Annotated in this window: 24 protein-coding genes; 6 read left to right on the top strand and 18 right to left on the bottom strand. The window is 71.3% G+C overall.

Translation table 11 applies throughout. The annotated features are described in order from the left end of the window. Positions 1–29: 29 nt before the first annotated feature. From ACIQPR_RS41920 to ACIQPR_RS41910, 3 genes are all read right to left on the bottom strand, one after another. The gene (locus tag ACIQPR_RS41920; RefSeq protein WP_403660403.1) at positions 30–593 is read right to left on the bottom strand and encodes a helix-turn-helix domain-containing protein; all 564 of its coding nucleotides are present in this window, start codon (positions 591–593) and stop codon (positions 30–32) included. 11 nt (positions 594–604) lie between these two features. Further along, positions 605–1,159, bottom strand: coding sequence for a helix-turn-helix domain-containing protein (locus ACIQPR_RS41915; RefSeq protein WP_403660400.1), 555 nt, complete (start codon positions 1,157–1,159; stop codon positions 605–607). Positions 1,160–1,289: 130 nt separating this feature from the next. Next, positions 1,290–2,495, bottom strand: a complete 1,206-nt coding sequence (locus ACIQPR_RS41910; protein ID WP_403660397.1) for an aminopeptidase — start codon at positions 2,493–2,495, stop codon at positions 1,290–1,292. A 44-nt stretch (positions 2,496–2,539) separates the two neighbouring features. Between ACIQPR_RS41910 and ACIQPR_RS41905 the strand changes: the two genes are divergently transcribed. Further along, the gene (locus ACIQPR_RS41905; protein ID WP_403660394.1) at positions 2,540–3,868 is read left to right on the top strand and encodes an MFS transporter; all 1,329 of its coding nucleotides are present in this window, start codon (positions 2,540–2,542) and stop codon (positions 3,866–3,868) included. Here the strand turns inward: ACIQPR_RS41905 and ACIQPR_RS41900 are convergent. The 15 genes from ACIQPR_RS41900 to ACIQPR_RS41830 all read right to left on the bottom strand — a co-directional run bounded on the left by ACIQPR_RS41900 (position 3,865) and on the right by ACIQPR_RS41830 (position 19,529). Continuing rightward, positions 3,865–5,124 (bottom strand): hypothetical protein, encoded by a 1,260-nt coding sequence (locus ACIQPR_RS41900; protein ID WP_403660391.1) that lies wholly within the window; start codon positions 5,122–5,124, stop codon positions 3,865–3,867. The two genes, ACIQPR_RS41905 and ACIQPR_RS41900, sit on opposite strands and share 4 nt — an antisense overlap. An 8-nt stretch (positions 5,125–5,132) precedes the next feature. Beyond that, on the bottom strand, positions 5,133–6,626 hold the full coding sequence (locus ACIQPR_RS41895; RefSeq protein ID WP_403660388.1) for an MFS transporter: 1,494 nt from the start codon (positions 6,624–6,626) through the stop codon (positions 5,133–5,135). Continuing rightward, positions 6,623–7,429: a class I SAM-dependent methyltransferase gene (locus tag ACIQPR_RS41890; RefSeq protein ID WP_403660385.1), complete on the bottom strand. Its 807-nt coding sequence runs from the start codon at positions 7,427–7,429 to the stop codon at positions 6,623–6,625. Before ACIQPR_RS41890 ends, ACIQPR_RS41895 begins: the two co-directional genes overlap by 4 nt. Then, positions 7,426–8,856 (bottom strand): amidase, encoded by a 1,431-nt coding sequence (locus ACIQPR_RS41885; RefSeq protein ID WP_403660382.1) that lies wholly within the window; start codon positions 8,854–8,856, stop codon positions 7,426–7,428. The genes ACIQPR_RS41890 and ACIQPR_RS41885 overlap by 4 nt, the downstream gene beginning before the upstream one ends. Then, positions 8,849–9,022 carry a hypothetical protein gene (locus tag ACIQPR_RS41880; RefSeq protein ID WP_403660379.1) on the bottom strand — a complete coding sequence of 58 codons (174 nt, stop codon included), beginning with the start codon at positions 9,020–9,022 and terminating at the stop codon, positions 8,849–8,851. The genes ACIQPR_RS41885 and ACIQPR_RS41880 overlap by 8 nt, the downstream gene beginning before the upstream one ends. Continuing rightward, positions 9,012–10,499: an aminopeptidase P family protein gene (locus ACIQPR_RS41875; RefSeq protein WP_403660376.1), complete on the bottom strand. Its 1,488-nt coding sequence runs from the start codon at positions 10,497–10,499 to the stop codon at positions 9,012–9,014. The genes ACIQPR_RS41880 and ACIQPR_RS41875 overlap by 11 nt, the downstream gene beginning before the upstream one ends. Before the next feature lie 10 nt (positions 10,500–10,509). After that, entirely contained in the window at positions 10,510–11,445 is a 936-nt protein-coding gene (locus ACIQPR_RS41870; protein WP_403660373.1) for an ornithine cyclodeaminase family protein, read from the bottom strand. Further along, positions 11,442–12,698 carry an aminotransferase class I/II-fold pyridoxal phosphate-dependent enzyme gene (locus ACIQPR_RS41865; RefSeq protein ID WP_403660370.1) on the bottom strand — a complete coding sequence of 419 codons (1,257 nt, stop codon included), beginning with the start codon at positions 12,696–12,698 and terminating at the stop codon, positions 11,442–11,444. The genes ACIQPR_RS41870 and ACIQPR_RS41865 overlap by 4 nt, the downstream gene beginning before the upstream one ends. Then, the gene (locus ACIQPR_RS41860; protein ID WP_403660367.1) at positions 12,677–13,654 is read right to left on the bottom strand and encodes an alpha/beta hydrolase; all 978 of its coding nucleotides are present in this window, start codon (positions 13,652–13,654) and stop codon (positions 12,677–12,679) included. Before ACIQPR_RS41860 ends, ACIQPR_RS41865 begins: the two co-directional genes overlap by 22 nt. A 7-nt stretch (positions 13,655–13,661) precedes the next feature. Then, complete coding sequence (locus ACIQPR_RS41855) at positions 13,662–14,573, bottom strand: hypothetical protein (RefSeq protein WP_403660364.1); 912 nt, start codon at positions 14,571–14,573, stop codon at positions 13,662–13,664. A gap of 32 nt (positions 14,574–14,605) precedes the next feature. After that, positions 14,606–15,454 carry an HpcH/HpaI aldolase/citrate lyase family protein gene (locus tag ACIQPR_RS41850; protein ID WP_403660361.1) on the bottom strand — a complete coding sequence of 283 codons (849 nt, stop codon included), beginning with the start codon at positions 15,452–15,454 and terminating at the stop codon, positions 14,606–14,608. Further along, a complete protein-coding gene (locus ACIQPR_RS41845) occupies positions 15,451–16,404 on the bottom strand; it encodes an isopenicillin N synthase family dioxygenase (protein WP_403660358.1) in 954 nt (317 codons plus the stop codon). The genes ACIQPR_RS41850 and ACIQPR_RS41845 overlap by 4 nt, the downstream gene beginning before the upstream one ends. Continuing rightward, the gene (locus ACIQPR_RS41840) at positions 16,401–16,943 is read right to left on the bottom strand and encodes a MaoC family dehydratase (protein WP_403660355.1); all 543 of its coding nucleotides are present in this window, start codon (positions 16,941–16,943) and stop codon (positions 16,401–16,403) included. The genes ACIQPR_RS41845 and ACIQPR_RS41840 overlap by 4 nt, the downstream gene beginning before the upstream one ends. Continuing rightward, positions 16,940–18,673, bottom strand: coding sequence for a 2-isopropylmalate synthase (locus ACIQPR_RS41835; RefSeq protein ID WP_403660352.1), 1,734 nt, complete (start codon positions 18,671–18,673; stop codon positions 16,940–16,942). Before ACIQPR_RS41835 ends, ACIQPR_RS41840 begins: the two co-directional genes overlap by 4 nt. 226 nt (positions 18,674–18,899) lie before the next feature. Next, positions 18,900–19,529, bottom strand: a complete 630-nt coding sequence (locus ACIQPR_RS41830; protein ID WP_403660349.1) for an Lrp/AsnC family transcriptional regulator — start codon at positions 19,527–19,529, stop codon at positions 18,900–18,902. A 167-nt stretch (positions 19,530–19,696) separates the two neighbouring features. On the opposite strand from ACIQPR_RS41830, the gene ACIQPR_RS41825 reads away from it, so the two are divergent. The 5 genes from ACIQPR_RS41825 to ACIQPR_RS41805 are packed head-to-tail and all read left to right on the top strand — an operon-like array spanning position 19,697 to position 24,983. Next, positions 19,697–21,283: an ABC transporter substrate-binding protein gene (locus ACIQPR_RS41825; protein ID WP_403660346.1), complete on the top strand. Its 1,587-nt coding sequence runs from the start codon at positions 19,697–19,699 to the stop codon at positions 21,281–21,283. Further along, entirely contained in the window at positions 21,258–22,349 is a 1,092-nt protein-coding gene (locus tag ACIQPR_RS41820) for an ABC transporter permease (RefSeq protein WP_403660342.1), read from the top strand. The genes ACIQPR_RS41825 and ACIQPR_RS41820 overlap by 26 nt, the downstream gene beginning before the upstream one ends. After that, positions 22,346–23,212 carry an ABC transporter permease gene (locus ACIQPR_RS41815; RefSeq protein ID WP_403660339.1) on the top strand — a complete coding sequence of 289 codons (867 nt, stop codon included), beginning with the start codon at positions 22,346–22,348 and terminating at the stop codon, positions 23,210–23,212. The genes ACIQPR_RS41820 and ACIQPR_RS41815 overlap by 4 nt, the downstream gene beginning before the upstream one ends. Beyond that, positions 23,209–24,048 (top strand): ABC transporter ATP-binding protein, encoded by an 840-nt coding sequence (locus ACIQPR_RS41810; protein ID WP_403660336.1) that lies wholly within the window; start codon positions 23,209–23,211, stop codon positions 24,046–24,048. The genes ACIQPR_RS41815 and ACIQPR_RS41810 overlap by 4 nt, the downstream gene beginning before the upstream one ends. Beyond that, on the top strand, positions 24,045–24,983 hold the full coding sequence (locus ACIQPR_RS41805) for an oligopeptide/dipeptide ABC transporter ATP-binding protein (protein ID WP_403660333.1): 939 nt from the start codon (positions 24,045–24,047) through the stop codon (positions 24,981–24,983). The genes ACIQPR_RS41810 and ACIQPR_RS41805 overlap by 4 nt, the downstream gene beginning before the upstream one ends. Positions 24,984–25,018 lie beyond the last annotated feature (35 nt).

Below are 25,018 nucleotides of genomic sequence, written 5' to 3'. Positions count from 1 at the left end.
GGACCGGTTCAACGGCCGGTCCGCGCGCCTCAGTTGCGGCGACGGGGGATCGACACCCACATGACCGTCGACGCGGCCGGGCTCCGCCAGGACGCCTCTTGCAGTTCCGTCACGTCGAGGGCGTCGCCGGTGTCGAGGGTGTAGTCGGTGTCGTCGATGCGGACGGTGACGGCGCCGGAGACGACGTAGAGGAAGAGGCTCCGGTCGGCGAGTTCGACCGGGCAGGCGCCTTCGTCGCCGGTGGCCGCGGTCACGACGAACGCGCGCAAGGTGAGGAGCGGGTGGGAGACCTCGGCGGCCTCGGAGGGCTGACGCGGGATCGCGGAGAGCCGGATCGTCTCCTGCCCCTCCTCCGCCACGACGTCACGGATGCTCACCCCGAGGGCCTCGGTGATCGCGGCCAGGGTGTGCAGCGACGGGTGGTTGACGCCTTTCTCGACCGCCGAGAGGTACGACACGGAGACACCGCACTCACGCGACAGGGCCGCGAGTGTGAGCCCCCGGTCCTGGCGCAGGCCGCGCAGCCGGCCGCCGACCCGGACGGCGAGCGACTTCTCGTCGACCGCGATGCCCGCGCCTCCCTCGTTCCCCACGTCCTTGGCGGTCACAGGACCGCCGGGGTGACGACCCAGAGGATCTCCGCCGCTTCGTCCGAGGTCACCTTGAGCCGGTGTTCGGGATGGGACGAGTAGTGCAGGGTCTCGCCGGGACCCAGCCGGTGGACCACGGTTCCGATCCGCATCTCGATCTCCCCCTTGAGTACGAGTGCGAGCCGCTCCCCGAAGTGGGAGACGGGCATGGTGGATTCCGACGGGGAGACATGGTCGACCAGGCCGGTGAAGTCCGGGTCCGCCGCCCGTGCGGACAGGACGGTGTAGACGCTGGCGCTGTTGCGGCCCACGCGCAGGTTCTTCATCTGGGCGGCACGGTGGACGTGCACGTTGGTGCGGGCCGTCGCGGGGAAGAACGCCGACATGTCCGTCCCCATGACGGCGGCGAGCGCCGCGAGAGTGCTGAGGCTCGGGGTGGTGACGCCGTTCTCCACGTTGGCGAGATAGCCGCTGGTGAGGTCGGCCTTGTCCCCGAGTTCGGCCAGCGTCAGGCCACGTGCACGGCGAAGCCGGCGCAGCCTGCCGCCCAGTTCCACGATCTCGTCCACGCGCCGCCTCCAGGCCGGAAAGAACGCTGGTCGCGCCCATGATAGGCACGGCGCGTCGGACGGCCCCACCACCCCCTGGGTGACGGGGCCGTCGACGGAGGCGAACAAGCCACGGACTAGGCAGGTCGACTCAGATACGCCACTCCCCCCGCTCCAGAACCGTGACCGCGGTGCCGTCGGCCGTGAGCCCCTCCACCGTCATCCGCGGGGAGCCGATCATGAAGTCGACGTGGATCGCGGAGGTGTTGACCCGTGAGTGGTCGCGGGCGTCCGCGACCGGCGCGAGGTAGCCCCAGCCGAAGGCGAGGTGGGTGGCGGCGTTCTCGTCGAGCAGGGTCTCGTGGAAGACCGTGCCCAGGGGGCCGACCCGGCCGAGCCCGTCCACGAGGGCCAGCTCGCCGAGGCGGGCGGCGCCCGGGTCGCGCGTGGTGTAGCCGCGGAGCACGTCGGCGCCCCGGTCGGCGTCGACGGAGACGGCCCGGCCGCCCTCGAAGCGGACCCGCAGTCCCTCCACGGTGGCGCCGGCCAGTACCAGGGGGCGGGAAGCGGTGACGAATCCGTCGACGCGTTCCGGGTCGGGCGTGGTGAGCAGTTCCTCGGTGGGCAGGTTGGCGAGATGGGGCACGCCGTCCCGGTTGCTCATGGCGGTGGTCAGCCAGCACGAGCTGGGCAGCAGGCCGACGGTGAGGTCGGTGCCCGGGCCGCGCAGCCGGATCGCGTCGAAGCGCCGTTGCGTGAGTCTCGCGCCGACTCCGGCGAGCATGGCCATCCGGTCGCGCCAGGCCGCGGCCGGGTCGGGTTCGTCGAGGCGGCAGATGTGGAAGAGCTCGTCGACGAGCCGGGCGAGCGCCGCCTCCGGCGCCAGTCCGGGGTGTGCCACGGCCGCCCAGGCGGGCGACGGGTTCGGTACGAGGGTCCAGTTGATGCTGCGGTCGTTGATGACGGTCCGGCGCTCGGCGACCATCGGCAGCATGTCCCGCCCGGCCAGCACCGGGTCTAGGCCGTCGAGGGCACCGGGCTGCGTCGGGCCGGTGATCCGCACGGTGGCGGCACCGAGGTGGCCCTGGGCAAGGACCGAGTCGCCGAGCCACGGCGGCACGAAGTCCAGGGTGTCGGGGGCGGCGTTCTCCACTCGGACCCGCTTGAGCAGCGGGTCGAACACGCTCACGTCGACGAAGCGGGCACCGCGTCCGTAGGCGGCGCGCGCTATCTCGCGGGCCAGCGGCAGATGGTCCGGTTCGGCGGATACGACGACGATCTGTCCGGGCTGGACGTTGGCGCCCACGGTCACGGCCAGTTCGGCGATTCCCTTGGCGAAGTCCTCCATGGTCCTCATGTCCGGGACTGTACGCGTCAATTCCTGTATGAGAAAGTAATGTTATGGCAGACAGGAATTCTTCCGCTCTCGGTACTCCCAACGATCCTGCGACCGCCACCCAACCCCCCTCCCCGCACTCCAAGTTGCCCGTCGTCGCCGCGTCCATCGGCAACTTCGTCGAGTGGTACGACTACGCGGTCTACGGCACCCTCGCCGTGGTCCTGGCCACCCTCTACTTCCCCGAGCGGAGCGCGACCGCCGCGCTTCTGCTGACGTTCACCGGCTACGCCGTCGCCTCGGTGCTCCGTCCCGCCGGCGCGCTGCTGTTCGGCGCGCTCGGCGACCGGGTCGGCCGCCGGTCCGCGCTCTCCGCGGTGGTGCTGCTGATGTCGGTCTCCACCGCGGCCATCGGCGCGCTGCCGACGTACGCCGACATCGGCGCCTCGGCCCCGGTCCTGCTGTTCGCCTGCCGGGCCCTGCAAGGGCTGTCCGCGGGCGGCGAGTACGGCGGCTCCGCCGCGTTCCTGGCCGAGTACGCGCCGCCCGGGCGAAGAGCCCTCTACACGAGCTGGCAGACCTTCACCGTCCTGCTGTCCTTCCTCGTCGGGGCGCTGCTCGGCGCCCTGCTGACGCGCGGGCTGGGCCAGGACGCGCTGCTGGCCTGGGCGTGGCGCGTCCCGTTCCTGCTGGCGCTGCCGTTCGGGCTGGTCGGTCTGTTCCTGCGGCTGAAGCTCCAGGACACCCCGGTGTTCGCCGAACTGCGCAGCCGCCAGGAGATCTCCCGCACCCCGCTGAGAGAGGCCGTCCGCGAGCACCGAGGCGCCCTCGCCCGGGTGTGGGGCCTGGCGTTCTTCGGCACGGCGGCGACCTTCGTGTTCCTGACCTACTCGACGACGTACGCCGTGGTGAACCTGAAGTCGTCGCTGGACGTGGCCCTCACGGGCCTGAGCGTCGGGCTGGCCTTCGGGCTGGTGCTGTGCCCGTTCGTCGGGGTCGCCGCCGACCGCTGGGGGCGGCGGCCGGTGATGATCGGCTCCACGGTCGCGATCCTGGTGCTGACCTACCCCGTGTTCCTGCTGATGGGCCGGGGCTCCGCCCTGGCGGTCGGCGCGGGGTTCGTGCTCTTCACCGTCCTGCTCACCCTCTACACCGGGGCGGCTCCCGCCGTCCTGACCGAGGCGTTCCCGACACGGGTCCGCTACTCCGGGCTGTCCATGGGCTACAGCGTGGCCGGATCGCTGACCGGGCTGGCCACGCCGTTCGCACTGGAGTGGCTGACCGGGCACACCGGTACGGCGATCGGCCCGACGCTGTGGGTCCTGCTGGCCGGGGCGGTCGGGCTCGTGGCGGTCGCCGGGCTGCCCGAGACCCGGGGAACGGAGTTGACCTAGCCGACGAACGCCCACGACATCCCGCCGCCCCTCGACAGGTTGACCACCGGTGAGTCGGGAGCGCCCCGCACCAGCACGCCAGCGGTCCGGTCGCCGTAGAGGAACATGCCGAGGACCAGGTGATGCGGGACGGGCGCCCCGCTCACCGACGGCAGGTCCAAGGGCGGGGACGGTATCCGGCGCTGGGCGATCCACCCGGTGCCGTCCCGGGTGAGGAGGTCGCGCAGCTGCCGGGGGTCGTGGTGGTCGCCGAGGAGGACGCCCCGGCCGCCGTAGGAGTAGCTGCGTTTGAAGACGAGCCGGTCCTTGTCGGCCAGGATCGCGCCGAGGTCGTCGGGGGTGACGAGCGCGGTGTGCGGGACGTACTGCCGGATCGCGGCCCGCTCCTCCTCGGTGAGCAGCTGGCCGTACGTCCCGTCGTCGCACATCAGGGCGAACCACAGCCGGTGCATCCTCAGTTCGGCCTCGTACATGGAGGTGACCGTGGCGCCGCTGGCGCGTACCGCGGCCAGGAAGGCGCCGTCGTCGTCGGTGTCGTGGAAGGTGAACACGCGGTGGATCAGGGTGCGTCGGCCTTCCTCCGGCTTCAACCAGTGCTCGGGGTAGGTGCGTTCGGTGTGGTAGGCGACTTCGACGCCGGGCACGAGGAGGTGGAAGTGCCGCTGTTTCAGGAGCTGTTGGCCGAACCCCTGGCGCTGGTGCTCGGTGGTGTCCAGGACGACGATCCGGGTGAGCCCGGCGCGTCGGCACTCCCGCGCGTAGAGCAGGGCGAGTTGACGGAACGGCGAGAGGGCGGAGACGGGGCGGCCCAGCACCTCGGCGTAGGTGTGCGCGCTGTGGTATCCCTCGCCCGCGCCGACGCCGCAGAAGTGGTTGAGCTCGCAGAACCAGTAGCCGCTGTCGCCCGGGACGATGTCGGCGCGCAGGATCCGCAGCCCCGAGTCGGGCAGCGTCGGCCAGTCGATGTGCCGGGCCATGGCGGGCGGCACGTCGAACAGAGCCGTCAGTTCGGCGGCGGTGCGGGTCGCGCACAGGTGGGCGAGCAACTTGTCCTGGGCGTCCGTCAACAGCCTTGTGACCCGGGCCAGTTCGGCGTGGGTGGCCCGGTCCACGCGGAAGTGGCAGGGCAGCGCGCGGTACTTCATGCCGAGGTCGCCCAGCAGCTGGTCGGCGGTCCGCACCGCGAGCGCGTGGTGCGGTGAGCGTGCGGGATCCCGCTGCTCCGCGACGAACGCGCGGTTGAGATCTGCGAACACGTCGGACGTCACCCGTCCGTCGCGCGGGCCGCCTGCCGCGTCCCGACCCTGCGCAGCAGATGGCCCGCGAGCAGCGTGAGGGCGAGCAGGAGGAGGATCGCGAACGCGACGGCGAAGACGTCGTGCAGCGCCAGCGAGCGGCTCTCGTTCGTCGTGCCGCCCGCACGCAGGTGGTAGGCCTGGCGGACAGCCAGGAAGGCCGCGCACAGCGCCGCCCCGACCGAACCACCCAGGCTGCGCGCCATGTTGAACAGCAGCGACCCCGAGGACGCCTGGCTCGGGCCGAGCGCCCGGGTGGCCATCAGGCCCAGGGCGGCGAGCAGCAGCCCCGCGCCGACGGAACGGGCCATCAGCGCCAGCACGATCACGGCGTACGGCGGTGTCGACCCCGCGAGGTAGGGCAGCAGGGCGGCGAGTGCGAAGACGCCCGCTCCGGCGCAGGTCACCAGGAAGGCGTCGAGCCGACGCAGGACGACGGGCAGACCGAGCGCGATGGCGAGCTGGACCGTCCCGCCGTAGAGGGAGACCGTGCCGATCTCGCCGACGGAGAAGCCCAGCGTGGTCAGGTAGACGGGGATCAGGACGAAGCTGGAGTACACGGCGCCGCCCGCGACCACGTTGAACACGCAGGCCGCCGAGAAGGGGCGCAGGCGCAGCAGCCGCAGGTCGACGAGAGGGTTGCGGCCACGCAGTTCCGAGACCAGGAACGCGGCGAAGGCGACCAGCGCCGTGGCCACGGCGAGCGTCACGACCGCGGAGGAGAACCAGCCCCGGTCCTGTCCGGTGTCCAGGGCGTACTGGGTGCAGAACAGGCCCACGACGACGGCGCCGACGCTGACCAGGTTGATGCGGCGGCCGAGGGGTGACTCGTCGGTGCGCATCTCGCGCAGGCCGGGCAGCGCCAGCCGGAGCGCGAGGGCGCCCGCCGGCGCGGCCACGCAGTACAGCGCGCGCCAGCTGATCCACTCCCCCAGCGTGATGCAGAGGATCGGGGCGAGGACGTAGGAGCCGGTGACCGCGATCGAGAAGGTGGAGATCGCCTTCGGATGCCGCTCGGTCGGCAGCAGCACCACGATCGCGTAGTAGGCGAACGGCATGATGGCCCCGCTCGCCGCGCCCTGCACGACCCGGGCCACGAGGAGGCTCTCGAAGCTCCACGCGCTCGCCGACAGCAGCGCGCCGCCCACGAACAGGCAGACGAGCAGGACGAGATACGTCCGCGGGCGCAGCGCCCGGGTCAGGTAGGCGCTCAGCGAGAGGGTGACCAACTCCGCTGTCGCGTAGGCCGAGATGACGAGGGATCCCTTGGCGAGCGAGCTGTGCAGGCCCTCCTGGATGCTGCCCAGCGCGGTGCTGGTCATGGAGAGGTCCAGGACGGTCATCGCGGCGGCGAGGATGCAGCCGAGGACGCCTCGGCGGCGCAGCCGGTCCGCCGAAACGTCCTCGTGCCTTGTCGCCTCGGGCAGCGGAGTGACCGCCGAGGAGTCGCCGGGAGGTGTCACGACTCCTCCTTGCGGCCCCACGCGTACACGGAGATCGAGCGGATCTCGGTGAAGCCGGGACCGGCGCACAGTTCGGTGACCGCGTCGACGTCGGCCCGGGTCAGCAGTCCGGCGCCCACCAGATAGGCGCCCTCCTGCCGGATGTTGGCGGCGGCCAGCGCGGCGTAGGGACCCTTGTCGCCAAGGAGGTTGATGCGGGACAGCACGTCGATGTCCCGCAGTCCGGCGCGGGCCAGCCGGGCCGGAATGGTGGTCGCCCACCCGGTCATGTCGGAGCCCTGGGCCGCCCAGCCCTCCTCCAGGGCGGCGAAGAAGCGGCGGATCGGGGGGTGCACCGAGAGGGCGGCCGGCAGGCACATCGGGTCGCCGAGGACGAGCCATCCGCCGGGCTTGAGCCAGCGCACCGCGCGGGCGACGAGTTCCTCGCGCTCCGGGAGGTGACAGAACGTCAGCCGGGAGTGCACCAGGTCGAACGAGCCGTCGGGGAAGTCGAGTTGGCGGATGTCGCCGGTCCGCGTCACGAGGTTGGCGGGGGCCGAGTCGTCCAGGTACCGGGTGTCGATGTCGACGGCGGTGACCGAGCCCTCGGGGCACTGGCCGGCGATCCAGCGGGCCACCGACCCGGCGCCCGCGCCGATCTCCAGGCATCGCCAGTCGGTGCCGAGGCCCACGGCTCGCAGCGCCCGGCGGGTGTCGGGGTCGCCCCATTCCTGGAGGAGCCGCAGCCGTTCCCGTTCCTCCGGGGTGTCCTTGCTCAGCGCGCCCGAGGCGTAGTCGGTCGCGAGGGTCGTGTCGTGGCTCATGAGCCCATTTCTGTGGTGGGGGGTTCGGGGGGACGGCGGTGGCGCTGTCCGAGTTCGGCCTCCAGGGCCGCCGCGACGCGGAACACGGTCGCCTCGCCGAAGGCCCGGCCGACGATCTGGAGGCCGATGGGCAGACCGTCCGCCGCGAACCCGATCGGCAGGGACAGCGCCGGATGGCCGGTGACGCTGAAGGGGATCGTGCGCATGTCGTTGGCGAGCCCGGGTGGCGGCCAGTCCTCGGGGAAGTCGCTCCAGCGGGCGGCCGTGCTCTGCCCGCACACGGTGACCAGGACGTCGTACCGGTCGAAGACGCTCTCGTCCAGCCGCCGCCGCAGCGACCGCCTTACGCGGTGGGCGCGCAGCAGGTCGGCCGCCGTGACTCCGGCGCCCGGCATGACGCGTTGGTAGGTGTAGCGGCCGAACAACCTTGGCCGGTCGCGGAGTTGGTTCTCGTGGGTGGCGAACGCCTCGGCCGCGAAGACGAGTCGGCCGCACGCGTTGAACAGGTCGTACGGCGGCAGCGTCACCTCCTCGACCTGTGCGCCGAGTCCGTCGAGGACGCCGAGCGCCCGCCGGATGCCGGTGGTGATGTCGGGCAGGGTCAGCGGGTCCTCCGCGTACCAGTCCGGCGCGTGGGCCACCCGCAGACCCGCGACGCCGTGGTCCAACTCCCCCAGGTAGTCGGGGATTCGGCCCTCCGTGGTGCGCGCGTCGGCCGCGTCGTGGCCGGCGATCACCCGCAGCGCGGCGGCGGCGTCGGCGACCGTCCAGGTCAGCGGCCCGAAGTGGTCGAGCGTGTGGGAGAGGGTGTGGGCGCCGTGCCCCGAGACCAGTCCGTACGTCGGCTTCAGGCCGACCGCGCCGCAGTGGAAGGCCGGCCCCCGGGTGGAGCCGCTGGTGTCGGAGCCCACGGTGACCCGGACCAGGCCGGCGGCGACCGCCGCGCCCGAACCGGACGAGGAGCCGCTCGGCACATGGTCCTCGCTCCACGGGTTGCGGGCGGGCGGGAACGGCAGGTCGAAGCTCGGGCCGCCGACCGCGAACTCGAACGTGGTCAGCTTGCCGAGGCCGACCGCGCCCCCTGCGCGCAGCCGCCGCTCGACCGTACTGTCCGCCCGCGCCACCTCGCCGGCGCACAGCCGGGAGGCGTTCGTGGTGGGGACGCCCTCCGCGTCGAAGATGTCCTTGAGCGCGTACGGGATGCCGTGCATCGGGCCGCGGTCGAGGCCGTCCCGCAGCTCCCGGTCGGCCGCCGCGGCCCGCTCCAGCGCGGTCTCCTCCGTGACCAGGATGAAGGCGTGCAGCGCGGGATCGAGCCGGGCGACGCGGTCCAGGGCGTGCCGGGTGAGATCGAGGGAGGTGAGGTCGCCGGAGCGCAGGAGGGCGCCCGCCTCCGGTACGGAGAGTTCGTGCAGGGCCTCAGCCACCCGGTGCCTCCTGTCCGGTGTCGGCGGCGCGCAGCAGTTCGGCCAGGGCGCGCAGACCCTGGTAGCCGTGCAGCACACCGCCTTTGAGGTCGGCGGGGATCTCGATGCCCAGCCGCGCGGTGAACACGTCGAACTCCGCCTCGGCGCCGGTGCTGTCAGTCGCCATCGAAGCCCGGCTCCCGGGGGCCCGCCTCGCGCTGCGTGGCGAGCCAGGACTCGATCTCGTACGACTCCGTCGGCAGGGCCTCGGTGAGGAGCCGGGAGCCGGTGGCCGTCACGAGGACGTCGTCCTCGATGCGGACTCCGATGCCGCGCAGTTCCTCGGGGACCAGCTCGTCGTTCGGCTGGAGGTAGAGGCCGGGTTCCATGGTCAGCACGTGGTGCTCGCGCAGGACACCGCCGCCGTAGAACTCGGGGCGGGCGTGTCCGCAGTCGTGGACGTCGAGGCCGAGCATGTGGCCGAAGCCGTGCAGGGTCCAGCGGCGGTAGGCGGTCGTCTCCGGGTCGAGGACCTCCTCGATGCCGCCCTTGAGGATGCCGAGGTCGCGCAGGCCCTCGGCCAGCACCCGCGTGCAGGTCCGCTGGATCTCCGCGAACTCCACGCCCGGGGCGAGGACGGCGAGGCCCGCGGTGCGGGAGGCGTGCACGATGTCGTAGACCGCTCGCTGGGCCGGGGTGAAGGTCCCGGAGACCGGCAGGACGCGGGTGACGTCGGCGGTGTAGCCGTGGACGTTCTCGATGCCCATGTCGGCCAGAAGGACCTGGCCCGGCTCGACGACGGCGTCGTTGCGGTCCCAGTGCAGGATCGTGGAGCGGGGGCCGCCCGCCACGATGGAGTTGTAGCCGACGCTGTTGCCGTCGACCCGGGCCCGCCAAGCGAAGACGCCCTCGATGTGGCGCTCGGGGGTCGGCGCGTCCGGGCGCAGTCGGCGGGCGACGTCCTCGAAGCCGCGGACGGTGGCGTCGACCGCGTCCTGGAGCTGGGCGATCTCCCACTCGTCCTTCTCCAGCCTGAGTTCCGCCAGGACGCTCGCGAGGAGCGCGTCGCGTCCGGTGTTGTCGGCGGTCACGGGCAGGGCGCCCGCCGTCAGGCCGCCGTCGAGCTCGGTGTCGTAGCCGCGAAGGACGCGCAGCCGCGGTGAGGTCGCCAACGGGGCCAGTACGGCGGGCAGTTCGTCCGCCGAGCGGGTCTCGATCCCCAGGACGACCGCCTTCTCCTGCGGCGAACGGCGCCGGCCGTGCCAGATCTCGCCGTCCATGCGGTCGAGGTACTGGGCGCCGGAGGCGATGTCCGAGCGGGGGCGGGCGTACAGGACGGCGTCGTGGCCGGTGGCCGTCGGGTGCAGGACGAGCACGCCGTCGGGTTCCTGGTCGCCGGTCAGCCAGAGGAAGTCGCTGCCCGCGCGGAAGGGAAGGGGGGCGCCGAAGGTGCGCGAGTGGAGGTGACCGGTGGGGATCACGAGGGTGTCGCCCGGGAAGGCCGCGGACAGCTGGGCCCGGCGCCGGGCGAGGTGCTCGACCTGCGGGGCGGGGGTCAGATCGACCTCCTCGGTGCGCCAGCCGCTCGTCATGAGGTCCAGGAACGGCTGCGGGATCGCCCGGTCGTGGCTGCCGGAGCGCTCTTCCCGTCCGATGTTGGTCAAGGTGAAGTCCTTATGCGTGGGTGGGAGTCGGGGTGTGGCTGACGAGGTGTGCGCAGGTGATCAGGTCGAGGTAGGCGCATCCGGTGGAGGCGAAGACCGTGCGCCGCCGGGCGAAGCCGGCCGAGGCGGGCGACACGAGGACGTCGAGTTCGAGGGCGTGGGCGTGGCTCGCGCCCGCCTCGGCGATCGCGGTGCCCAGGTCCTCGACGACGACCACGCTGGCGCGCAGGAGGCCGGCCGGGAGTTCTCGGGACTCGGTCGTGTGCGCCCCCATGCAGTTGATGTGCACGTGCGCGGGCAGTTCGGACGGGACGGGCAGCGGGGTCGCCGATGTCGTCGCGGTGGACAGGATGTCGACGCCCCGCCCGGCCTGTTCGGCGGAGTCGCACACGACGACGTCCACCGGCGCGCCCGCGGCGGCGGACAGGGTGCGGATGTCACGGGCGAAGGCCTCGGTCCGGGTCCGGTCGCGGGACCAGACCCGGACCTCGGCGAGCTCGCGCACCGCCGACACCCCGAGGAACTGCTGCCGGGCCTGGACCCCGGAGCCGAAGATCGCCAGGACCCGGCTGTCGGGTGCCGCGCACCGGTCGGTGACCAGTGCCGTGACCGCCGCGCACTTCAGGTTGGTGACGGTGGCCCCGTCGAGGGTGCCGAGGTGGCGGCCGGTGGAGACGGAGAACATCGGTACCAGGGCGGTGACGGTCGCGCCGCGCCCCGGCACGGGCGAGGCCAGGATGGTGGCGACCTTGTTGACGTAGAGGTCGTGGTCGGGGGACACGGCGGGCATGGAGATGAACTTGGTGCCCGCCGCGTCCTCGACGGTCTCCCGCGGCGGGACCAGCATCCGGGTGACGGACCCGGTGCTCAGCGCGTCGCGCATCGCCTTGGCCAGGGAGCGGACGAACCACACGGACGAGGTGCGCGTGGTGTCCAGGGCCGTCACAGAAAGCCGTCCAGGACGTCCTGGAGGGCGTCGACGAACTTCTCGGTCATGGCGGTCGTCATGTCGCCGCGCAGCATCAGCCGGATGCCGGCCTGTCCGCGCGGCACGACGGGGAAGAACATCGCCGAGCAGTAGTAGCCGCGCCGGTACAGCTCGGTGGCCAGTTCCACCGCCCACTCGTTCTCGCCCACGGTGACGAACTTGATGTGCGAACCGGCGCCCTTGATCGGGCGGTCCTTCATCCGCCGGTCGAACAGGGCGATGTTCTCGGCGAGTTGGCGTTGGCGCTCGCCCAGCTCCGGGGAGCGGTGCACGGCGACGGAACCCAGGCTGGTCCCGATGGCGGCGGTCCGCAGGCCCTGGGACCAGCCCATCGGGCCGGAGCGGTACAGGAAGTCGAAGACGCTGGACGAGCCGAGCATCGCGATGCCGCCGGTGGAGCCGAAGGCCTTGGCGGTCGAGGCGACGATCATCGTATGGTCGTCGAGGTCGCGGAACACCGAGCGGGCGTACCCCTCGCCGTTCGGCCCCTGGGTGGACAGGGCGTGGGAGTCGTCCATGTAGACGTACATCCCGTACCGCTCCTGGAGGGACTTGATGCCCTCCAGGTCGGCGAGGCCGCCGGTGGAGTAGGCGCCCTCGCAGACGTAGGCGACGCGCGGGTACTTGCGGCAGACGTCCTCCAGGAACTGCATGTCGTTGTGCGGGGAGGTCAGGACGAGGGTCTCGTCGGCGACGACGGGCTTGACGAAGTTCAGGGAGAAGTGCGCGAAGCGGTCGAAGACGACGACCAGCGGATCGGTGCCGGTGATGTGTCCGGACGCGAGCAGCGGCAGCACCGCCGAGCTGATCACCCCGCAGGAGATCGACGGCAGCACCGGCGTGCCGAACAGCGCCGACAGCTCCTCCTCCAGCCGGTGCGCGGCTTCCAGGCGGATGCGGAACTCGGCCATGGCGAGGCCGGTGACGTTCTCCTCCCGGAGCGCGGCGACGCCGGCCTCGACGACGGTGGGATGGCTGTTGAGGCCGAGGTAGGAGCAGGAGGCGAGGTTCAGGAACTCGTGCCCGGTGCGGACGTCCCGCAGCCGGTTCTGGCCGTGCGTGGCGTCGACGCGGATGTCGAGCATGCCGTGGTCCCCGGCCAGCTTCCAGGCCGCCTCGCCCGCCGGCACCATGCGCTGGTTGTTGCGGAACCGGTGGGGTCCCATCGTGGTCTCGTACGACGCCTCGGTCACGGTGTCACGGGTGTGCATGCGTCTCCTCGCGTCGCGGGTACGGGGGACGGGACGGCGGATCCGGGGTCCCTGACGAAGTCGCCGATCCGGGTGAGGGCCTCGCGTGCCTTGGCCAGCCGGGTGTGGTGGAGGTGCCAGACGTGGACCATGCCGGGCCACACCTCCAGCCGGACCGGTACCCCGGCGGCGGCGAGCTTCGCGGCGAGGCGTTCGGCGTCGCTGTGCAGCATCTCCCGCTCCCCGACCTGGATGAGCGCGGGCGGCAGGCCGTGCGGATCGCCGTAGTGCGGTGAGGCGTACGGCGTCTCGGGGGCCGTACCGGCGAGGTACGCCTCCTTCACGTCGTCCACGACAGACCGGGTGATGAGCGGGTCGATGTCCTCCTTGGTGGTGAACGTCTCCCCCGTGCCGGCGAGATCCGTCCAGGGCGAGACGCAGACCACCGCGCCGGGCATCGGCAGCCGGCCGTCCCGGGCGGCGAGCAGCAGGGCGAGGGCCAGTCCGCCGCCCGCCGAGTCCCCCGCCACGACGATCGATTCCGGTGGCCGGCCCTCGTCCAGCAGGGCGACGTAGACGCTGAGCGCGTCCTCCAGGGCCGCCGGGTAGCGGTGTTCGGGTGCCCGGCGGTACTGGGGATGGAGGAAGGGGATCCCGGCGGCGCGGGCCGCCTCGGCGACCATGCCGCCGTGGCTGCGCTGGGAGCCGAAGACGTAGCCGCCGCCGTGCAGCCAGAGGCCGATCCGGGTGGTGTCGGCCCCGGGCGGGGTGAGCAGATAACCCGGCACCCCGCCCGCGGGCCGCTCCGACACCTCGATGTCGGCTGCGGTCGGGGTGCCCCAGTGGTCGTAGAACTCTCGGCCCTCGAAGAGGTCCTCGGGCCAGTCGTCGGCCCCCAACAGGTCCAGCAGGTCGGCGAGTTCGGCCTCGTCGACGGCGTCCATGCCCGGTACGGGCGGGCGGTGCGGCAGCGACATGCGGTCCTCAGCTCTGCGCGGCGGGCACGGCGCCGACGCCGAGGTGGTAGCGGTCGTGGTCCGGGGTGTCGACGTCCGGAACCGTGACGTGGACCTCGGGGATCGGGAGCCGGTAGTGGCGGTACCAGGTGTTGAGGTTCTCGCCATCCTCGAACTGGAGTTCTATGTGACGGAGGGGGCGCTTGCCGGGCTTGGCCGGGTCGGTGAGGCTCGGGGTGGTGCCCGCGTGGGCGAGGCCGCCGGCGACCTCGTTGTTGAGGACGACCATGACCATGTCGGCGCCCAGGTCGACGTCGAGGGCGAGGGAGTACCCGGCGAGGATCTCCGCCGTGTGCTCCTCCTTGACGGCCACGTTGTAGCTGTGCGGCATGAGTTCGACCAGGTCGGCCGGGTCGACGCCGTTCGCCGCGCAGTAGGCGCGGGTGTCGCACACGATCGGCAGGCCGCCGCTGATGTTGGTGTACGGGCCGTAGACGTTGCCGATGAAGGTCGTCGCCGCGTCGAAGTGGACGCACTTGGTGGTCAGGAACTCGCGCGAATCGGTGTGGTCGGAGTTGGGGGTGAAGCGGGTGTTCTTGTTGAACCCGTCGACGTCCATGCTGGCGACCTGGTCGTATCCCATGACGACGGGGGTGTACTTGCTGAAGTCGACCTCCGCGCTGAACTCGCGGAATATCGCCTCGAAGTAGTCGCGTACGGCGGCGGCGTGGGTCTCGTCGGCGATGTCCAGGCCGTGGGCCGCGAGCAGCGAGCCCGCACCGTGCAGGACGGCGAGGCCCGCTCCGTCGGCGACCAGGGCGACGAGCCGGGTGGTGAGGGCGTCCGGGACGGGGCCGAACTTCCCGTCGGTCAGGGTCACTTCGTAGGCGGAGACGTCGACCTTGGCCTGCTGGACGATGTCGGTGATCGGGGTCGTCACAGTGTCCTCCGGGGTGCGTGGGACGAGCGGGGTCAGCGGATCGGGCGGGTGTGGCCGTCGTGCAGCGCGAGCATGCGGCGGGCCTTCAGCACGAAGGGCGGGGCGAGGACGCGGTCCTTGGCGACGGCGAAGCCACGCTCGTCGGACTCGTAGTCCTTGATGGTCTGCCGGAAGGCGTCGAGTTCTTCGGGGCCGACCGTGAACGTCTCGACGATGGGGACGAGATGCCTGGGGTGGATCGCCGCCTTGCCCGTGAAGCCGCACTGCTTCGCGGCCTCGCACTGGGCGCGGACGGCGTCCATGTCCCACAGCTCGAAGGAGTTGGTGTCGATGGCCGGCAGGCCGTAGCGGGAGGCCGCCACGCAGAGCCGGGCGCGGGCGTGGGCCAGATAGGACGCGTCGGGCGCCCACATCTCGGCGGCGAGGTCGGCCTGTCCGAAGCAGAGGCCGTCGCTGGCGGCGGCGATGTCGAAGGCGTTCTCCACCGCGTCCACCGTCTCGATGAAGCTACAGATCTCGGGCGGGTCCGGCAGCCGGGACAGCAGGGAGCGGTAGATGGCGACATCGCGTCCGGCGGCGATCTTCGGGACCAGGACGGTCCGTACGGGAAGGCCGCCGATCTCGCCGCCGAGGGCGTGCAGGGCCTGGAGGTCGAGGAGTCCGTCGGGTGTCTCCACGCTGTTGATCCGCAGCGAGACACCGGTCAGTCCGGTGCCGGTCAGGTCGGTGTCGGCGAGGCGTTCCCGGGCGGTCGGCTTGGCGTGCCGGGGAACCGAGTCCTCCAGGTCCAGGACCAGGGCGATGGCGTCCCGGGGGACGTTCTTCAGCAAGGTGTCGACCCGGGAGGCCGGCACGTAGAACAGGCACGGGTCGACCTTCACGGCCGGGCCTCGCGGCCGAAGAGGGCGTCCATCTTCTGGAGCGAGAACGCCTCGTAGCGGATCGGCTCGTACGTGGCTTCGCGGTCCCGGGTGAACTTGGGGAAGCACTCGATGACGGCGTCGTCGTTGGCGAGCTTGAAGAACACGATGGACTGGCGGGGGCGCTCGACGAGTTTGACGCGGTGCGGGGTCGAGACGTACTCGTCGTTGGACCAACGGGCCATGAGGTCACCGATGTTGACGATGAACCAGTCGCGTTCGGGTACGTCGACGTCGATCCACTCGCCGGACAGGTCCCGCAGTTGCAGTCCCGGGCCGTCCTCGGTGAGCAGGGTGACGAGGGTGCCGTCGGTGTGCTCGCCCATGCCCTGGTCGTTGTGGAACTCGGTGCGTACGCCCGGGTAGAACTGCGAGCGCAGGGAGTCGTTGGAACGGTCGGTGCGCACGGCGAAGAAGTCGCGGGGCAACTCCAGTGCCAGGGTGAGCAGTTCGGTGACCCGGTCGGCGACGGACTCGCAGGCGGCGAAGTACGTCTTCAGGGCGGCGCGCAGCGCGGCGCCGTCCGGGTCGGTGGGGAAGGGCAGTTCCTCGGTATCGTCGAGGACGAGCCGGCCGACGCTGAACTTCTCCACGTAGTCGGAGGGCATGCCGGCCCTGCCGGTGTAGGCGTAGGCGTTCTCCGAGAGCAGGGCGCTGTAGCCGTAGGGGCTGTAGTCGTTGTCGCCGCGGGCCGTGCTGGTGCGCATGGGGAGCCCGTTCTTGGACTCGGCCGGGCGGCGGAAGAAGTCGAGAGACAACTCGTAGGCGTCGTCGAAGACCTTCCGGTCGATGCCGTGGTCGCGGACGATGAAGAAGCCGACTTCGGTACAGGCCCGGGAGATCTCGTCCGCGACCTTCCGCTCGTCGCCGTGCGAGGCCGGTCCGAGGCTGATCAGCGGCAGCGTTGTCATGCGTTGTCTCCTGTCTCTCGCGGCTCGTGGACGCCGTGGGTGCGCGGGGACGCGAGGAGGGTGCGGTCGAACTCGATGACCTGGACGCCGTCCTGGTTGCGGCCCACCGTGTGGACGGTGACGATGCCCTCGCCGGGCCGGGTGGCGGAGGGGCGCTTGGCGACGACGGTGGTCTCGGCGTAGAGGGTGTCCCCCACGAACACGGGGGCGTTGAGCCGCACCCGGTCCCAGCCGAGGTTGGCGACGGCCTTCTGGCTGATGGTCTTGACCGTCATGCCGTTGACGATGCCGAAGGTCACCAGGCTGGAGACGAGGAGCTTCTTGAACGGGGTCCCGGAGGCGTAGACCTCGTCGATGTGGAGCGGATGCTGGTTGAGGCAGAGCAGCGAACTCCACACGTTGTCGGTCGTGGTGATGGTGCGGCCGGGGCGGTGTTCGAAGACCTGGCCGACGACGTAGTCCTCGTAGCGCAGGCCCTCGTCCTCGCGGAACCGTCCGGGTTCGAGTTCGACGTAGGCCGCGGGTGTCGTGTCGCTCATCGGGTTCCCTCCCGCGGTCCGGTGAGGTGCGGCAGGAGATCGTCCGCGCGGAACCGGACGCCGGCGCGGTGCGCCGCGGCGCGGACCGCCCGGTCGACGGCGGCGCGGGGCGACTCGGCGAGTCCTACGCCCCAGACCGGGCGGTCCTCGATGAGGAGCCGGGCGTAGCAGGCGTGGGTGGCGCCGGTGTCCGGTCCGGCCGGACCTGGGGTCAACTGGTCGACGGCCGCGCGTACTCCGCGGTCGCGGAGGGCTGCGAGCAAGGGCTCGACCGGGTCGTGGGTGTCGTCAGCGGGGACGGCGGGGCCGGGTCCGTCACCTGTGGTGACGTACTCCGTGAGGAAGGAGTCCCAGATCAGGTCCGGCTGCACCTCGACGCCGGTCACGTCGGTGATGCGCTGGATCACACCGGCGAACTCGACGCGCAGGTCCACGGGCAGGTCGAGCCCCCACCGGCTGCGCAGGACGTGGGCGATACCGCCCTTGCCCGACTGGCTGTTGACCCGGATGACCGCCTCGTAGCTGCGGCCGATGTCCTTCGGGTCGACCGGCAGGTACGGCACGTCCCAGGGCAGTTCGACGGCCTGGACGCTCGTCTCGGCGGCCTGCCGGTCGAGGTGGGTGAGTCCTTTGGCGATGGCGTCCTGGTGGGTGCCGGAGAAGGCGGTGAAGACGAGGTCGCCGGCGTACGGATGGCGGGGCGGGACCGGCATCTCGTTGCACTCCTCGACGACGCGGCGGATTCCCGGGAGGTCGGAGAGGTCGAGTTGCGGGTCGACGCCGCGGCTGAAGAGGTTCAGGGCCAGGGTGACCAGGCAGACGTTGCCGGTCCGCTCGCCGTTGCCGAAGAGGGTCCCCTCGACCCGGTCGGCGCCCGCGGCCAGCGCGAACTCGGCCGCGGCGACCGCCGTGCCGCGGTCGTTGTGCGGGTGCACCGAGAGGATGATCGCGTCCCGCCGGTCGAGGTTCTGGTGCATCCAGGCGATCTGGTCGGCGAAGACGCTGGGTGCGTGCATCTCGACGGTGCTCGGCAGGTTGAGCGTCAGCGGCCTCTCCGGTGTCGCGTCGACGATCTCGGCGACCGTGTTCGCGATCTCCAGGGCGAAGTCGGGCTCGGTGACGTTGAAGGTCTCCGGCGAGTACTCGAACCGGACGGCCCCGTCCGCGCGGTCCGCGAGCCGCACCATCTGTTCGGCGCTGCGCCGGGCGAGCGCCATCACCTCGGACGGGGTCATGCGGAACACGACCTCGCGCCACAGGCAGGAAGTGGCGTGGCACAGATGGACCACGGCACGTTCCGCGCCGCGGACCGCGTCGAAGGTGCGCTCGATCAGCTCGGGGCGGGCGGGGGTGAAGACCGTGACGGTGACGTCGTCAGGGATACGGTCGTCGGTGACGAGGTGTCTGACGAAGTCGAACTCGGCCTCGCTGGCCGACGGGTAGCCGACCTCGATGTCCTTGAGTCCCAGCCGGACGAGCAGGTCGAACAACTTCCGCTTGCGGCGCTGGTCCATGGGGTTGGCGAGCGCCTGGTTGCCGTCCCTCAGATCCACCGAACTCCACAGCGGGGCCCGGTCGAGGGGCTGGTCGAGCCAGGCACGGGGGACGGGGGGATGCGGTTCCAGCGGTCCGGGACGGTGGTAGCGGTGGACCGGCATTCCGGACGGCTGCTGCGGGTTCCACCAGGGTTGGCGGACGGGCGAACCGAGAGCGGGCGAAGGTGACTTCATAGATTTTTCCCTTGGCGAACCTGCGCGTTACTCATGAACGCTTCGAGCGGCGGCACACTGGGCTCTACGCTGTCTACATGGGGATTTCCTGTGGGAGAAACTCTTGCCTCTCCATGCAGGAAATTAGACGCACCCCGCTTCTCCGATGTCAAGACATGCCCGCGCACCCCGGCTGCACAGGGGTTCAACTGCCGTACGCGTCAACGCACTTGACTGACCGTCAGAACTAGACGCCGCGCTCCATGTCGGCCCGCCCGTCGGAGGCGCGGATGAACCGCGTCATGCCGAACTTGGTCGCGCCGGGCGGATCGGCGGGCGCCGACGGCTCACCGGCCGGCACGTCGGAGGGCAGCACGTAGGGCCGCCGGAAGACCTCGTCGAGGATGAAGACGGTCTCGGTGGCCCGCACCGCGGGCACGTTGGCGAGACGCTCGGTGACCAGACGGTGCACGGCGGCCACGTTCGCCACCCGGATCTGGATCATGGCGTCGTGCTGGCCGGTGGTGACCGCGCAGTACTCGACCTCGGGCATGGCCGCGAGCGTCGCCCGGAACTGCTTCCACATGTCCTGGCGCACCGTGACGAAGACCAGCGCGCACACCTCAAGACCGACCCGGGGCGGATCGACCCGGGCGCTGAACCCGCTGATCACACCGTCGGCGCACAGCGCCTCGAAGCGGGTGTACGCGCTGGCCCGGGAGATCCCGACGCGCTGGGCGAGGGCCGCGATGGAGATCCGTCCCTGGGTGCGGAGCACATCGAGGATCTTCATGTGGACGGCGTCGAGGCTGAGCCCGATGCCGATTCGTCCAGTCCGGTCGCCGTCGGACGGTCCGAGGCTGGATGCATCTCCCATGATCGGGCCTTTCTCAAGACATCCATCCACAGCGTTCCCAATTCACTGGATGTGCTGTGTAGCTTCACCCCACCTTAGCGATGGAACGTCCAGGGCATGCCCTCTCCCCGCCGTCGGCGACGCTGCCCGGCCTCTCCCGTTCTGCCCCGAAGCTCGGAGACACACCTATGTCGAGACTACGTACCGGGTCGTCCCCGGCCACCGCCCTGTCCCTGCTCGCCGTGGCCGCGCTCGCCCTCAGCGGCTGCTCCGCGGGCTCCACGTCCGGCTCCGCCGCGGGCGGCAGGACGCTGGTGATCGACACGTCGTTCAACCTCAAGACCGCCGACCCCGGGCGCGAGTTCGAGCCGACCGGCCAGATCGTCGACAAGGCGCTCTACCAGACCCTGCTGACCTTCAAGGGCGGTGACGTCACCAAGCCCGTTCCGGAGCTGGCGACCTACCAGCAGTCCGCGGACGGCAGGACGCTCACGCTGAAGCTGAGGGCCGGGGCGAAGTTCTCCGACGGCAGCGCGGTCACCGCCGACGACGTGGTGTTCTCCCTGAACCGGGTGATCGGTCTCAAGGGCAATCCGTCCTTCCTCCTGGACGGCGTCACGGTGACGCGGACCGACGCCTCGACCGTCACCCTGACCTCGAAGAAGGCCAACCCCGCGCTGCCGTTCATCCTCCCCAACCCGGCGCTGGGCATCCTCAACAGCAAGACGGTCGAGGCGAACGGCGGCACCGCGACCGCGGCCGACAAGGCGGAGACCTACCTCAACACGCACTCCGCGGGCTCCGGCCCCTACACACTGAGCTCGTTCAACACCAACACCCAGGTCGTGCTGGAGAAGAACCCCAAGTACACGGGCTCGGCGCGGGCGACGTACGACAAGATCGTGATCCGCAACGTCCAGGCGCCGACGCAGAAGCTGAACGTGCAGCGCGGGGACAGCCAGATCGCGCTCGACCTGACCGCCGACCAGGTGGAGGGGCTGACCGGCGGGCTGAAGGTGCTCAGCGGCACCTCCTCCGACGTGGTGTTCCTGCTGCTCAACCAGGACAAGAAGATCAGCTCCACGACCTCGAACGCGAAGTTCGCCGAGGCCGTGCGCAAGGGCGTCGACTACTCCGGTCTCCTGTCGATCGCGGGCAAGGGCTCGGTACAGGCCGCCGGGATCATCCCCTCGACCTTCCTCGGCGCACTGCCCGCCGCGCAGGCGACGGGCCGGGACCTGGCCGGGGCCAAGGCCGCGCTCGCCGCGAGCGGCCTCAAGAACCCTTCCGTGACACTCGGCTACCCCAGCGACCTGACCGTGGACGGACTCTCCCTCCAGACCATCGCCGAGCGCCTCCAGGCCCAGCTGAAGGAGGTCGGCATCACCGTGAACCTCGCCCCCGCGCCGACCACCACGGAGCTGGACAAGTACCGCAACGGCAAGGAGGAGGCGGGCCTGTGGTACTGGGGCCCGGACTACCCGGACCCCAGCGACTACCTGGTCTTCCTGCCCGGGAACCTGGTCGGTCTGCGGGCCGGCTGGAAGACGGGCGCCGACCCGGCACTGACCGCGCTGGGCGAGAAGGCCGCCACCACCATCGGCGACGACACCCGCAAGACGCTCTACCAGCAGATCCAGACGAAGCTCAACGCCTCCGGCCCCTTCGTGCCGCTGCTCCAGCCCAGCCGTCACACGGTCACCGCCGCCTCGGTCACCGGAGTCACCTACAACCCCGTCTGGACCATCGATGTCGCAGCCGTCGGCAGCAAGTGAGAGAGGTGCCGGGCTGCGGAACCGCTTCTCCGCCGCCCGGCACCGGCACCCGTTCGCGTACTTCCTTGCCCGCAGGACCGGCACGGCCGTACTCCTCATGCTCGGCGTGACACTGGTGACGTTCGTCCTCACCAACCTCGTGCCGGGCGACCCGGCCGCCGCCGCGCTCGGGCAGCGCGCGGTCGGGGACCCGACGATCGTCGCCCGGTTCCGAGAGCACTACGGCCTCGACCAGCCCCTGCCCGTCCAGTACCTGACCTACCTCGGCAATCTGCTCCAGGGCGACCTCGGCGAGTCCCAGCAGAGCCACCAGTCCGTCCTCACCGACCTGGGCACGGCGGTGCCGGCCACCGTCGAACTGGCCGGTACGGCGATCGTGCTGTCCCTGGTCATCGGCGTGGCCTTCGGAGTGATCGCGGCCCTGCGCCGGGACCGCCTGACCGACCAACTGCTGCGCGTGCTCAGCCTGTTGGGAGTGTCGGTGCCGACCTTCTGGCTGGCACTGCTCGCCTTCTACGTCTTCTTCTACCGCCTGGGAATCGCCCCCGGCAGCGGCCGTCTCGACCCCGGCATGACAGCGCCGCCGGACGTGACCGGCCTCTACACCATCGACGCGGCCCTCGCCGGACAGTGGCCGGTGTTCTGGAGCGCGGTACGCCATCTCGCCCTGCCCGCCCTGGTGTTGACCGCCTACACGGTCGGCCTACTCACCCGCTTCACCCGCTCCGCGGTACTCGAAGTACTCGGGCAGGACTACGTCCGGGCCGCCCGCGCCAAGGGGCTGCCCGGCCGGACGGTGCTCACGCAGTACGTGCTGCGCGCGGCGCTGGTCCCGGTGATCACGGTCGCCGGCCTGGCCTTCGGGGCGCTGCTGTCCGGGACGGTCCTGGTGGAGTCCATCTTCGCCTGGCCGGGCCTCGGCGCCTACGCCTACCGCAGCGCCACCACCCTCGACCTGCCCGCCGTGATGGGGGTCGGACTGGTGGTCGGCGTGATCTATCTGCTGGTCAACCTCGCCGTGGACGTGCTGTACGGCGTGATCGACCCGAGGGTGAGGGTCCAGTGAGGTTCAGTGTGCTGAAACGGCTCCCGCGCGCCTGGCGCCGTCCCCTGGCGGTCACCGGCGGCATGGTCACCGTGTTCTGGCTGGTGGTCGTGCTGGCGGCACCGCTGCTCGCCCCGCACGACCCGCTCGCCCAGGACCTGCCCCGGCTGGCGGGGCCCGGCGCCGGACACTGGTTCGGCACCGACGAACTCGGCCGGGACGTCCTGAGCCGCGTGCTGTACGGCGCCCGGATCTCCATCCCGCTCGCCCTGCTGCTGGTCGTCATGTCGCTGCTGGTCGGCGGGACGCTAGGGGCCTGCGCCGGGTTCTTCGGCCGCTGGGTGGACGAGACCGTCATGCGGATCGCCGACCTGGTCTTCGCCTTCCCCACGGTCATCCTCGCGATGGTCGTCGCCGCGGCGCTCGGCGCCAGCCTCCAGAACGCGGTCCTGGCGGTCCTGGTCGTCTCCTGGCCCTCGTACGCACGCGTCACCCGGGGGCTGGTGATGGGCATCCGCTCGCGTGAATTCGTGCTCAGCGGACGGCTGTTGGGCTTCTCCCCCTGGCGGTCGCTGCGCGTCGACGTGCTGCCGAACGTGCTCGGGCCGCTGCTCGTGCTCGCCACCCTCGACATCGGGACGGCGACCCTGCTGCTGTCCGGGCTCTCCTTCCTCGGGCTCGGCGCGAAGCCGCCCGCCCCCGAGTGGGGCTCGATGGTGGCGGCGGGCACCCAGCAGTTCGACAAGTGGTGGATCGGGGTGTTCCCGGGCCTGGCCATCCTCACCGTCGTCCTGGCCTTCAACTTCCTCGGCGACACGCTGCGGGACGCGCTCGATCCCGGCACGGCGCGCACCATCGGCGCGGAGAAGGAGCGGGTGGCATGAGCGCACTGGAGATCACCGGTCTGACCGTGGACCTGCCCTCGGGCGTGCGCATCCTGCACGGGGTGGACCTCGTGGTGGAAGCCGGACGGATCCACGGGCTGGCCGGCGAGAGCGGCTCGGGCAAGACGATGACCGGCCTCGCCGCCCTCGGACTGCTCCCGCAGGGTGCGCGCGCAGGGGGGCGCATCCTGCTGGAGGACTCCGGCTCCGGAGCGGGGACCGACCTGCTGGGCCTTCCCCCGAAACAGCTCAACTCCCTTCGGGGAAACGCGATCAGCATGGTCTTCCAGGACCCGTCCACGAGTCTGCACCCGATGCTGAGCGTCGGGCATCAGCTCACGGACCACCTTCGCCATCACCTGAAGCTGGACCGAAAGGCCGCCCGCGCAAAGGCCGTCGACCTCCTCGGGCAGGTCCGCATCCCCAACCCCGAAGAGGCACTGGGCCGTTACCCGCACCAGTTCTCCGGAGGCATGCGCCAGCGCATCGCCATCGCCGTGGCCCTCGCCTGCGATCCACGGGTGCTCATCGCCGACGAGCCGACCACCGCGCTCGACGTCACCGTCCAGGCCGGTGTGCTAAGGCTGTTGCGGCGGCTGTGCGACGAACTCGGCCTGGCCGTCCTGCTGGTGACGCACGACCTGGGCGTGATGTCCGCGCTCGCGGACACGGTCAGCGTGATGCGCCACGGCCGGGTCGTCGAGACGGGGCCGCGAGCCCGGGTGCTCACCGCGCCGGAACACGAGTACACCCGCAGCCTGTTGGACGCCCTCCCGGAACACGCCCCGGCGACGGGTCCGGGTACGGCCGCCGAGTCACCCAGGAGTACGTCATGACCCCGCCCCTGCTGTCGGTCTCCGACCTCGTCGTGCAGTACCACCGGTCCGGGGCGCCGCCGACCCGCGCGGTCGCGGGCGTCAGCCTGGACGTGCGGCCCGGTGAAGTGGTCGGCCTGGTCGGCGAGTCGGGCTGCGGCAAGTCGACTCTCGCCCGCGCGGTCTGCGGCCTCACCCCACCCTCCGAGGGCCGGATCGACTTCGAGGGCACCCCGGTGCGCCCACTCGGCGTGCGACGGCGCGATCCGGCGCTCACCCGCGTGCAGATGGTGTTCCAGGATCCGTACGGATCGCTCAACCCGCGGCGCACGGTCGGCACGCAGATCGCGGACGGGATCCGTACGGCCGCCGGGCGCGGGGAGCCCGCCGACGGCGCCACCCCCGAGACGTACCTGACCCGGGTGGGGTTGCCCGAGTCGGCCGCCGGACGCTACCCGCACGAGTTCTCCGGCGGCCAACGCCAGCGCATCGCCATCGCCCGCGCCCTGGCCGCCCGGCCCCGCCTGCTGGTCGGCGACGAACCGATCTCCGCGCTGGACGCCTCCGCGCAGGCCCAAGTAGCCACCCTCATGCGGTCGTTGGCCGTGGAGTCCGGTGCCGGGCTGCTCTTCATCAGCCACGACCTGTCCGTCGTACGCATGATCGCGGACCGGATCGCGGTCATGTACCTGGGCCGGATCGTCGAGACCGGCGCGACGGCCGACGTCTGGTCGGACCCCCGACACCCTTACACCCGGGCCCTGTTGGCCGCCATTCCCCGGCCGGACGGCGCCGGGGTCCTGCCCACCGAACTCCCGGGCGACGTGCCCGACCCGGCCGACCCTCCGGCCGGCTGCCGCTTCCACCCGCGCTGCCCGGCCGCCTTCGACGGCTGCGACCGCGAGGACCCGCAACTGATCGCGGGCGGCGTCGCCTGCCGGCTGTACGCGGCCTGACCTGCGCCCCCCACCGCAACCACTAGATCCCGTAC

Origin of the sequence: Streptomyces sp. NPDC091280 (assembly GCF_044768565.1) — a bacterium.
Taxonomy (GTDB): Bacteria; Actinomycetota; Actinomycetes; order Streptomycetales; family Streptomycetaceae; genus Streptomyces.
This window is presented reverse-complemented; position numbering and strand designations above follow the sequence as displayed.

What these genes read in the sequence shown, in the direction of transcription:
- ACIQPR_RS41910 (WP_403660397.1), bottom strand. Translation starts at nt 2,495, where the DNA reads ATGAGGACCATGGAGGACTTCGCCAAGGGAATCGCCGAACTGGCCGTG.
- ACIQPR_RS41905 (WP_403660394.1), top strand. Translation starts at nt 2,540, where the DNA reads ATGGCAGACAGGAATTCTTCCGCTCTCGGTACTCCCAACGATCCTGCG.
- ACIQPR_RS41890 (WP_403660385.1), bottom strand. Translation starts at nt 7,429, where the DNA reads ATGAGCCACGACACGACCCTCGCGACCGACTACGCCTCGGGCGCGCTG.
- ACIQPR_RS41880 (WP_403660379.1), bottom strand. Translation starts at nt 9,022, where the DNA reads ATGGCGACTGACAGCACCGGCGCCGAGGCGGAGTTCGACGTGTTCACC.
- ACIQPR_RS41865 (WP_403660370.1), bottom strand. Translation starts at nt 12,698, where the DNA reads ATGCACACCCGTGACACCGTGACCGAGGCGTCGTACGAGACCACGATG.
- ACIQPR_RS41860 (WP_403660367.1), bottom strand. Translation starts at nt 13,654, where the DNA reads ATGTCGCTGCCGCACCGCCCGCCCGTACCGGGCATGGACGCCGTCGAC.
- ACIQPR_RS41845 (WP_403660358.1), bottom strand. Translation starts at nt 16,404, where the DNA reads ATGACAACGCTGCCGCTGATCAGCCTCGGACCGGCCTCGCACGGCGAC.
- ACIQPR_RS41840 (WP_403660355.1), bottom strand. Translation starts at nt 16,943, where the DNA reads ATGAGCGACACGACACCCGCGGCCTACGTCGAACTCGAACCCGGACGG.
- ACIQPR_RS41835 (WP_403660352.1), bottom strand. Translation starts at nt 18,673, where the DNA reads ATGAAGTCACCTTCGCCCGCTCTCGGTTCGCCCGTCCGCCAACCCTGG.
- ACIQPR_RS41830 (WP_403660349.1), bottom strand. Translation starts at nt 19,529, where the DNA reads ATGGGAGATGCATCCAGCCTCGGACCGTCCGACGGCGACCGGACTGGA.
- ACIQPR_RS41825 (WP_403660346.1), top strand. Translation starts at nt 19,697, where the DNA reads ATGTCGAGACTACGTACCGGGTCGTCCCCGGCCACCGCCCTGTCCCTG.
- ACIQPR_RS41820 (WP_403660342.1), top strand. Translation starts at nt 21,258, where the DNA reads ATGTCGCAGCCGTCGGCAGCAAGTGAGAGAGGTGCCGGGCTGCGGAAC.
- ACIQPR_RS41810 (WP_403660336.1), top strand. Translation starts at nt 23,209, where the DNA reads ATGAGCGCACTGGAGATCACCGGTCTGACCGTGGACCTGCCCTCGGGC.
- ACIQPR_RS41805 (WP_403660333.1), top strand. Translation starts at nt 24,045, where the DNA reads ATGACCCCGCCCCTGCTGTCGGTCTCCGACCTCGTCGTGCAGTACCAC.